Origin of the sequence: Porphyromonas sp. COT-290 OH3588, from assembly GCF_000769075.1 — a bacterium.
GTDB lineage: Bacteria > Bacteroidota > Bacteroidia > Bacteroidales > Porphyromonadaceae > Porphyromonas.
Genome location: NZ_JRFC01000040.1, coordinates 20,645 through 28,116, shown reverse-complemented (window position 1 = coordinate 28,116; position 7,472 = coordinate 20,645). Strand labels below are relative to the sequence as shown.

At 48.9% G+C, this 7,472-nt stretch carries 5 protein-coding genes; all 5 read right to left on the bottom strand.

All coding sequences use genetic code 11. From position 1 onward, the window contains the following. Nucleotides 1-195 precede the first annotated feature (195 nt). The 5 genes from HQ48_RS08200 to HQ48_RS08180 all read right to left on the bottom strand — a co-directional run bounded on the left by HQ48_RS08200 (nucleotide 196) and on the right by HQ48_RS08180 (nucleotide 7,301). Entirely contained in the window at nucleotides 196-2,439 is a 2,244-nt protein-coding gene (locus HQ48_RS08200) for an inorganic phosphate transporter (RefSeq protein ID WP_044188696.1), read from the bottom strand. 55 nt (nucleotides 2,440-2,494) lie between these two features. Further along, nucleotides 2,495-4,513, bottom strand: a complete 2,019-nt coding sequence (gene ligA, locus HQ48_RS08195; protein ID WP_044233058.1) for an NAD-dependent DNA ligase LigA — start codon at nucleotides 4,511-4,513, stop codon at nucleotides 2,495-2,497. Next, entirely contained in the window at nucleotides 4,504-5,034 is a 531-nt protein-coding gene (locus tag HQ48_RS08190; RefSeq protein WP_044233057.1) for a GNAT family N-acetyltransferase, read from the bottom strand. The genes ligA and HQ48_RS08190 overlap by 10 nt, the downstream gene beginning before the upstream one ends. A gap of 10 nt (nucleotides 5,035-5,044) precedes the next feature. Next, the gene (gene recR / locus HQ48_RS08185) at nucleotides 5,045-5,665 is read right to left on the bottom strand and encodes a recombination mediator RecR (protein ID WP_044233056.1); all 621 of its coding nucleotides are present in this window, start codon (nucleotides 5,663-5,665) and stop codon (nucleotides 5,045-5,047) included. Between the two features lie 70 nt (nucleotides 5,666-5,735). Then, on the bottom strand, nucleotides 5,736-7,301 hold the full coding sequence (locus HQ48_RS08180) for an Rne/Rng family ribonuclease (protein ID WP_044233055.1): 1,566 nt from the start codon (nucleotides 7,299-7,301) through the stop codon (nucleotides 5,736-5,738). Between the last annotated feature and the right edge of the window lie 171 nt (nucleotides 7,302-7,472).

The window sequence follows — 7,472 nt, the reverse complement described above, 5'->3', positions numbered from 1 at the left end:
CATGTCGATACAGTTAATTACATATTAAAGATAGTAATAATCAGAGATATATACAACGTTTCTAACCGAAAAGAGGCAAAATGCCGTGCAACGGTCTCGATAGTGTACACCGCCGAATATAAACACAAATAGAACCCCGGCCGCAGACTATGACTTGCGGCCGGGGCTCTATCAATCTTAGTGCTATGTATGAGCTTATAGTTCGTCCTTGCTCTCTAGTAGCTGTTGGCTATAGCTAACTAAGTGGCGTAGGTTATTGAGGATCTCATTCGTTTCTTGGAGAATGTTCATATACACAAGCGAAACTTTCAGATTTTCCTTATCACTCTTATGCGTACGTTTCATTTGCGTTTTACGCATCTCCTTGACTTTATTTCTAAGCTCCTTACCCATTGCTTTAGCTTTCTTGGCATCTTCCATCTTTTCACTCGAGATCAGGAGATGCACTTGACCGATGTAATCGATCACTTCATCACGCACGGGTAGGAATTCTTCACGATACTGTGCAGGCATTGGGTTGAAGTTGTTGCTCACGTGCTCGTGACACACCTCTGCCGAGCGCTCAATGGCATAGCTCATCTGTAGGCAGGCATTAGCCCCAAGATGGAACCACATATTCTTCTCTAGGACGGCGTCATTCTTGAGTCTGCGCAAACCGATCGTTTCCTTTCGGCGCATACTCTTAAACCTGCGTTTATTCTCCTCTGTGCGGTACTGCACTTTGCCTAGCATCTTGAGGTCCTCGTTGAGGAAGCCATTGGTAAGGTTCTGATAGTCTGTGGTCACGTTGTCCAAATGTGCAATCTGGTTTAGGCGAACGTGCTTAGAAAGAAGTTCCCAAGTTTGGGCTTCATTCTCCGAGTTAAGGATCTCTACGAATAGCTCATCGCTAGCCTCACTCTTCTTCTTGAATAAACGGCTACTAAAGAGGAGGAACACCGCTAGAGCAATCAAAGCGATCATAGCAACAAAGCCACCATAGAACATTGTGAGAGATACGATCGCTGCAATGGTAAAGGCAGCCGCAGCCGTTACGAACCAACCACCGATAACGCCCATCACACCCGTAAGTCTACCCACAGCACTCTCTCTACCCCAAGCACGGTCTGCAAGCGACGTACCCATAGCGACCATAAACGTTACATAGGTGGTAGACAGAGGTAGCTTGAGCGATGTACCCACAGCAATGAGCAGACCCGCCAATACAAGATTGACAGAGGCACGAACGAGGTCGAAAGCCGCCCCCTGCTCTAGAATAATCTCGCTCTTGTTGAAGCGGCTGTTGATCCAACGGGTTGCTGCAGGTGGTAGTATGTTGTGCACCAACTGAGCGGTACTACTACTAGCACGCACCAGACCACGAGAGATTTTGGACGTACCGAAACTCTCCTCGGCATCATCTTGTCGAGATAGATTGACCGATGTCTTGATCACGTTCTGAGCCGACTTGGAAAACACGAGTGCAAGCACCATCACCAGTCCCGAGCCAAGTAGGTAGTAGACAGGAGTAGAGGCTGGGAGATTGTTTGCTCCCATGAGATATGTATCGTAGGCCCCATTGCCATTGGCCATGTAGTCGGTGTAGGCAGAGAGCCCCGCCAAAGGAATACCGATGAAGTTTACAAGGTCATTGCCCGCAAAAGCCAGAGAGAGAGCAAGCGTACCAGCAAGAATAATGATCTTGAAGATGTTCAGGCCAATCCAATGAAGAACCTGCATGATCAGTGCCGAAGCGGCGAAGATGATCCCCAGAAGCATCAGTGTATTCTCACTGACCCAAGCCTTGGCATCTGCCGTCATGAAGGCTGCATCCTTGAGCCCCTTAATCAGCATGAAGTAGATAATCGAGGTGATGGCAATACCTCCGAATATGCCAGCGAAGTAGGGCAAGTTCTTCTTATAGTTGAAGGTAAATATCAGACGTGTGAAGTACTGCACCACTGTGCCGAAGAAGAACGCTACGGCCACCGACATGAAAATGGCGATGATCACCTGCAGAGCCTTGGACGTATTGATCAGCTCTGTCAGCTGTAGCGACGGATCTTGGCCGATCTTGAGCATCGACATGCAGAAGGCTCCGCCGAGCAGATTGAAGATCATAGACACAGTGGTCGATGTAGGTAGCCCAAGCGAATTGAAGATATTGAGCAGTATCACATCTGTAACCATAGCAGTCAAGCAGATGATCATTACCTCCTCGAAGGTAAAGTACTCAGGGTGATAGATGCCGTTACGGGCTATATCCATCATGCCGTTACTGAGCGAGGCGCCGAGAAATACCCCGACAGCCGCCACTCCCAAAACGACCTTGAATGGTGCGGCCTTGGCACCGATAGCCGAATTGAGGAAGTTCACAGCATCGTTACTCACCCCCACTACCAAGTCGATGATTGCCAGTACGGCTAGGAAGATGAGAATACAGGTAAAAATCAAATCCATAGTTTTTGAATATTAATTCTTTTGAGATAAGTCTTTGATGTTTTATATGTTGTGCCTACCAATCCACCTCGGAGATTAACTCGAGGAACTGATCTTCGGTCAGAATACTAACGCCCAGTTGGGTTGCTTTCGCCAGCTTGGCAGGGCCCATCTTGTCGCCCGCCAACACATAATCGGTCTTTGATGAGATGGACGAATTCATTCTTCCGCCCAAACGCTCTACTAAGGCTTTATATTCGTCCCTTGTATACTGAGCAAACGTTCCGCTGATGACAAATACTTTGCCCGTAATTGGAGAGGCAACCGAGGCACTCACCACCTCTTCGCTCTGTGTTCTCTCAAATCGTAGACCCAGATCTTGTAAATCCTTTATCAAACGTCTATTTTCTTCGGAGGCAAAATAATCTACGATGCTCTGAGCGATCACGGGACCAATCTCAGGCGTTGCACAGAGGCTCTCATGCGTCTGGCTAGCCAGCTCGTCGATTGAGCGGAAGTGCTTAACCAAAGTTCTCGCAACGGTCTCGCCAACATATCGAATACCTAGGCCAAAAAGTAAGGCTGCATAGGGGCGTGACTTGGAGTCTGCAATACTCCCGAAGAGCTTCTCGGCACTCTTACGCTGAAATCCGGGCAACGCCTCTATCTGCTCCACTGTAAGTCGGTAGAGATCAGCTACGTTGCAGATCAGCCCCTGCTCAAAGAATAAATCTATCGTCTCTGGGCCAATGCGAATATCGGCAGCCTTACGTCCGCAGTAATGCTCAATGCGCCCCATTTGCTGAGGAGGGCAAAGCGTACGGTTCGGACAAAAATAAGCGGCTTCCCCCTCGACACGCTCCAACGTAGCCGAGCAGGCAGGGCAGAGTGTAGGGAAATCTATAGGCTGAGCCATAGGATGCCTAAGCTCAGCATCAACAGCTACTATCTTGGGTATGATCTCGCCTCCCTTCTCTACCGAAACGAGATCGCCTAGATGTAGGTCAAGAGAGCGAATAAAGTCGGCGTTGTGTAGCGAAGCTCTGCGTACTGTCGTCCCAGAGATCTGCACGGGACTAAGGTTAGCTACTGGCGTTATTGCCCCTGTGCGCCCCACTTGGTAATCTACCGATTCTAGTGTTGTCTGTACACGCTCGGCTGAGAATTTATAAGCAATTGCCCAGCGTGGGCTCTTGGCCGTATATCCTAGCTCCTCTTGTGCTAGGATAGAGTCGACCTTGAGCACTACTCCGTCTGTAGCTACTGGTTCGTCTGTACGAGCCACAGACCAATGATCCAAGAAAGCGAGTATATCCTCTAGGCTATGGCATAGATTCGTCGCCTGAGATACCTTGAATCCCCATCGCTTGCAGCAATTGAGGCGTTCATAGTGGCTATCTGGTAACTCGGGGTGTGCTGGGACATAATAGAAATAGGCATCGAGTCTACGCTCTGCGACCACACGTGGGTCAAGGAGCTTGAGTGTACCGCTGGCTGCATTGCGAGGATTGGCGAAGGGGGATTCACCCGATTGAATACGCAGCTCGTTTAGTCTATCAAACTCTGCAAACGGAAGCAAAACCTCTCCCCTTACCTCAAGGCTACTCGGTACATCTTCGCCCTGCAAGCGTAGCGGTATAGAGCGAATGGTGCGCACATTGGCCGTTACATCGTCCCCGACACGCCCATCTCCTCTAGTAACGGCTCGCACAAGCATACCGTCTTCGTAGATCAACGATATAGACAGTCCATCGTATTTGAGCTCAGCTGCGACATCGAAATGGTGCCCCAGATCTCTACTTACTCTCTTATAAAACTCCCTGACCTCGTCGTAGCTATATGTATTGCCGAGAGAGAGCATCGGATAGCGATGTTCAACTTGGGTAAACGCCTCGGTACGATCCGAACCAACTCTCTGTGTGGGTGAATCGGGAGTAATAAGTTCGGGGTACTGTGCCTCTAGAGCCTCGAGCTCTTTGAGTAGCATATCAAACTCTTGGTCGGATATGGTCGGAGTGGAGAGTACGTAGTACTCATAGTTGTAGCGATTGAGAGCAGCACGTAGCTGCTGTATTCGTTTTTCCACTATAGCCATAGTTGGTAGTATTTGAGATCGTAATAGTGACCATCGGACCATTGCCAGCCCTCTAGGGTACCAACGTGGCGATAGCCGAGGCTCTCGAAGAGCCGAAGACAGGCTAGGTTATTCTCCAAAATAGACGCATACGCCATGCGGCAGCCTAGGCGGCGACACGCATACTCGTGCACTAGCTCTAGAGCATCGGAGGCATATCTCCTCCGGCGGTACTCGAGAGCGACATACAGACCAATGCCTATACGCTTACTGATTGGCTCGTAGTCTTGTAGTTGTACATACCCTACTGGGGCAAGACTATCAGTAGCAACCATCATTAGACTAAGTCCCGACTGCTCAAGGATTGACGTTGTAGATTGAATAATATATTGGTCTATAAACTGAGTTGATATAGGATTGAGCGCCCCAGAGGACGCCCACGAGCGGGCATCGTTCTCCCAAAGGTAGAGCAAATCTTTGTCTTTGTCAAGCTCTATCCCTCTGAGAAACAATCTATCGGAATGTAGTAATTGCCTACTCATCTATCGTTAATTATAGCCTGATAGACTGCTCAAAGTCTGTGCGCCCAAGGATCGAACGGCCCAGAGTAACCTCGTCAGCATATTCAATTTCGTCGCCAATAGCTACACCGCGCGAGATAATGCTTAGCTTAACCCCTAACCCCGAGAGACTCCTATGAATAAAGAAGTTGGTTGTATCGCCTTCCATGGTTGTGCCAAGAGCTAAAATAACCTCCTTGACCTCACCCTCTCGAACTCGCTCGACTAAAGCTTCGATGGTCAGATCATCTGGTCCTATCCCGTCGATAGGCGAAATAACACCACCCAACACATGGTACAGACCTCGATACTGAGCAGTATTCTCAATCGCCATAACATCACCCACGTGCTGCACCACACAGAGCAGAGAAGTATCTCTAGCAGGATTGGAACAGATGCTACACAGCTCAGTATCGCTGATGTTGTGGCAGCGTCTGCAATATATGATGTGATCACACATCTCCGTAAGGGCATCTGCGAAGAGGTGCACCTCGCTGCCCGATCGGGAGAGTAGGTGCAGTGCTAAACGCAAGGCGCTCTTGCGTCCAATACCCGGGAGGCTGGAGAGCTGCTCTACGGCTCGCTCGACCAACTTGGAGGGATAGGTGATCATCTAGTTTCGTCTATCATAAAAAACAAAATCGGTAGCCTCTGCGATATTGCTTTGAGGCTACCGATTTCATTTAGTTGTCTTCTTCTAGTAGCTCTATCTCATTCCCTTCTTTGTCGAGGAATTTATAATCAAGGAATGCTAAACTCTGGTTCGGGGTAACACGAATACCCTTGGCAATTTTGAGCTTCCACTGACGTGCAATGGAGAATAGCAGTCCTTTATTGAGATAGGCCGCAACGTACGGATGTACGTGTACATTGATGTAGGATACACTTTGCTGCTGTACCAGCTCCTTGAGCTTCTCCTCGATCTGATCTGTAAGCAGTACCGAAGACTTCATCTTGCCTGTTCCCATACAGCTGGGGCAGGTTTCCTCGGTCGTGATCTGCATGGCAGGCCGCACCCTCTGGCGGGTGATCTGCATCAGTCCAAATTTACTCAAGGGTAATATATTATGTCTGGCTCTATCGCCCTCCATCAGCTTGACCATGTGTTTGTAGAGTAGCTCTCTATTCTTGGGGTCATGCATATCGATGAAGTCTACCACGATAATGCCACCTAAATCCCTTAACCTTAGTTGGCGGGCCAGCTCTTCGGCCGCAGACATATTGACATCTACGGCTGTTTCTTCCTGCTCGGCGCTCTTGCGTGATCTATTGCCACTATTGACGTCTATGACGTGCATCGCCTCAGTCTGCTCTATAACTAGATAAGCCCCTTTCTTGTAGGTAACGGTACGCCCAAACAGAGATTTGATCTGTTTGGTAACACCCTTCTCATCAAAAATAGGCAGTTTACCTGTGTAGCGCTGTACGATCTCCTCTCGTCCGGGAGCTATAGAGGCCACATACTCCTTGATATCTTCGTAGAAATCGGCATCATTGACGTGGATACTCTGGAAAGAGGGGTTGAACGTATCCCTGAGCAACCCTAGTGCACGGCTCGCCTCCTCGTAGACTATACGTGGTGCCTTAATCTTAGGGAGCTTCTGTATGCTCTCTTCCCAGCGACGTACCAGTCGGCGCAACTCTTGGTCTAGCTCACTAGCCTTCTTGCCCTCTGCCGAGGTACGCACGATCACACTGAAGTTTTTGGGCTTAATGCTCAGCATCAGCTGCTTTAGGCGTGTACGCTCCTCGATAGACTGGATCTTGCTACTTACTGAAACTTTGTCGGAGAATGGCACCAATACCATGTTGCGCCCGGCTAACGACAATTCGGCAGACAGACGTGGTCCCTTGGTAGAGATAGGCTCCTTGACTACCTGTACCAAGACAAGCTGCCCTTGCTTGATGTAATCGGCTATCTTGCCCTCCTTGGGGAGCTCGGCAGAGATAGGTATTTTGGTGGCTGATGGTATTGGTTTGCCAGAGGCTACAATATCTAGCAGACGTTGCTGAGAGCCAAAAGTAGGCCCTAGATCGAGATAGTGCAGGAAAGCATCTTTTTTGTACCCTACATCTACAAAAGCAGCATTAAGCCCCGGCATTACTTTCTTCACTTTGCCGAGATATATATCCCCGACAGCGAAAGCCAAGTCGCGACGTTCTCGTTGTAGCTCGACCAACTTCTGATCCTCCAATACAGCCATGGAGATTTGCTTGGCCGAAACATCAACTATTAGATCACTAGTCACTTTGTGTATGATGTATGAGTTTACAATTAGTACACGAGGGGATAAAGACAAGCTCCACTCACCTTTATCCCCTCGAGAGAGAAGCCTACGTATTACTTCTTCTTCTTATGTCTGTTCTTTTTCAGTCTTTTCTTACGCTTGTGCGTGGCCATCTTATGGCGCTTTCTTTTC